Source organism: Paenirhodobacter huangdaonensis, from assembly GCF_004022465.1.
Lineage (GTDB): Bacteria > Pseudomonadota > Alphaproteobacteria > Rhodobacterales > Rhodobacteraceae > Rhodobacter > Rhodobacter huangdaonensis.
The window spans coordinates 1-2,058 of the sequence record NZ_SAVA01000029.1; the positions used below are offsets into that span (position 1 = coordinate 1).

2 protein-coding genes are annotated in these 2,058 nt (G+C 68.5%); one reads left to right on the forward strand and one right to left on the reverse strand.

Translation table 11 applies throughout. The features are described from left to right. Position 1 precedes the first annotated feature (1 nt). Positions 2-853: a helix-turn-helix domain-containing protein gene (locus EOW66_RS20225; protein ID WP_128158083.1), complete on the reverse strand. Its 852-nt coding sequence runs from the start codon at positions 851-853 to the stop codon at positions 2-4. 91 nt (positions 854-944) lie between these two features. On the opposite strand from EOW66_RS20225, the gene pobA reads away from it, so the two are divergent. After that, a partial coding sequence (gene pobA / locus EOW66_RS20230) for a 4-hydroxybenzoate 3-monooxygenase (protein ID WP_128158084.1) occupies positions 945-2,058 on the forward strand: 1,114 nt, incomplete at its 3' end.

Consider the following 2,058-nt stretch of genomic DNA (forward strand, 5'->3'; position numbering starts at 1 on the left):
CCTAGCCCGAGAATTGCGCGCGATAGTCCGAGGGCGTCAGCCCCCGCACCGCGCGGAAGCGGCGCGAGAAATAGGCCGGGTCGTCGAAGGCCAGCCGATAGCCGATCTCGGCCACCGGCAACTGCGTGAAGGCCAGAAGCCGGCTGGCCTCGGTCATCACCGCGCCCTCGATATAGCGCGAGGCGCTCTGGCCGGTCGCGGCCCGGCACAGACGGTTGAGGTGGCCCGGCGTGATCGCGAGGGCGCGGGCGAAATCCGCCGCGCGCCAGCCGGCGGCAAGATGGCGCGCGAGCAGGGCGTCGAACGCGAGCATCCGGCGATGCGCGGCCGAGGGCTCCTGCGCCACGGCCTGCGCGCCGATCTCGGCAACGCTGGCGAGCAGGGCCTGAGCGAGCGCGGCAAGCAATTGTGCACGATATGTGCCATGCGAGGCGAAGGCCTCGGCAAGCTGGAGGCTCAGCCTCCCGAGCGCCTCTCCGCTTTGCCCGACGATCGGCCGGCCAAGGCTTGCGGCGATCTCGGCCGAGCCGGTGCCGATCAGCTGCACGATCGGCGAGGGCACCGAAAGCACCAGCCCCTCGGCGCCGCGCCGGAACGCGAAACCATGCACGGCAAGCCGCGGAATATACAGGAAATCGCCGTCTTTCAGCGCGTGCTCCCGGCCATCGACCCGGGCCAGTGCCGCGCCGCGCCGCATCAGGAAGACCTGCACCATCTCGCGGTGGCGATGCGGCGCGATCGTCCAGTCATGCAGCCGCGCACGGTCGACGATGCGCTCGCAATGCACCACGTCCGGAAAGGCGGAGGTCTCGCCGAAAAGGTTGAAGTCGGGAATGATCCTGCGGTGTTCCATGCATGAATAGTGCCAGCGAATGCCCGGCCTGTCTATTCCGGGAAGCCCCCGCGCCGCCTAGCCTGCAGGCAGGGAGGACATCGAAATGCAGATGGATACGCAGGTCGTCATCATTGGCGGGGGGCCTTCGGGGCTGCTGCTGTCGCAGCTTCTGAACCGCTCGGGGATCGAGACGATCATCCTTGAGCGCTCGAGCCGCGAGCACGTGCTCTCGCGGATCCGGGCGGGGGTGCTCGAATGGGGCACGGTCGAGGTGCTGCGCGAGGCGGGAGTGGGAGCGCGGATGGAGGCCGAGGGCTTCGTGCATGATGGCACCTGGCTCAGCGATGCCGACCGCCTGGTGCATATCGACTTCCACGCGCTCACCGGCAAGCGGGTGATGATCTATGGCCAGACCGAGGTCACGCATGACCTTTACGAGGCGCAGGACGCACTCGGCACCCGGATCATCCACGGCGTCGGGGAGGTGACAATTCACGATCTCGACGGCGCGCAGGCCGCTGTCGACTACACGCTGAACGGCACCCGCCACCGGCTGCGCTGCGCCTATGTCGCGGGCTGCGACGGCTTCCACGGTGTGTCGCGCCGCACCATCCCGGCCGGGAAACGGCGCGAGTTCGAGCGGGTCTATCCCTTTGGCTGGCTCGGCATCCTGTCGAAGACCCCGCCGGTGCAGGACGAGCTGATCTACGCAAGCTCGCCGCACGGTTTCGCGCTCGCCTCGATGCGCAATGCCAATCTCGTGCGCTGTTACGTGCAGGTGCCGCTCACCGACCGGGTCGAGGACTGGCCGGACGAGCGCTTCTGGGCCGAGTTCCGCCGCCGCCTCCCCGCCGAGGCCGCAGCAAGGCTCGTCACCGGGCCGGCGATCGAGAAATCGATCGCGCCGCTGCGCAGCTTCGTCTCCGAGCCGCTGCGCTGGGGCCGGCTGTTCCTCGTGGGCGATGCCGCCCATATCGTGCCGCCGACCGGGGCGAAGGGGCTCAACCTCGCCGTGTCCGACGTCTTCTACCTGCATCAGGCGCTGATCGACGCGCTTAAGCATGGCAAGGAGGCCGGGATCGACGGCTATTCGCAGCGTGCGCTCGCGCGGATCTGGCAGGCGATGCGCTTCTCCTGGCAGATGACGACGATGCTGCACCGTTTCGACGACGAGGACAGCTTTGCCGCACAGATGCGCCGCGCCGCGCTCGACCATCTCGCCC

Excerpts from the sequence above, each read along its gene's own strand:
- EOW66_RS20225 (WP_128158083.1), bottom strand. The coding sequence starts at position 853 with ATGGAACACCGCAGGATCATTCCCGACTTCAACCTTTTCGGCGAGACC.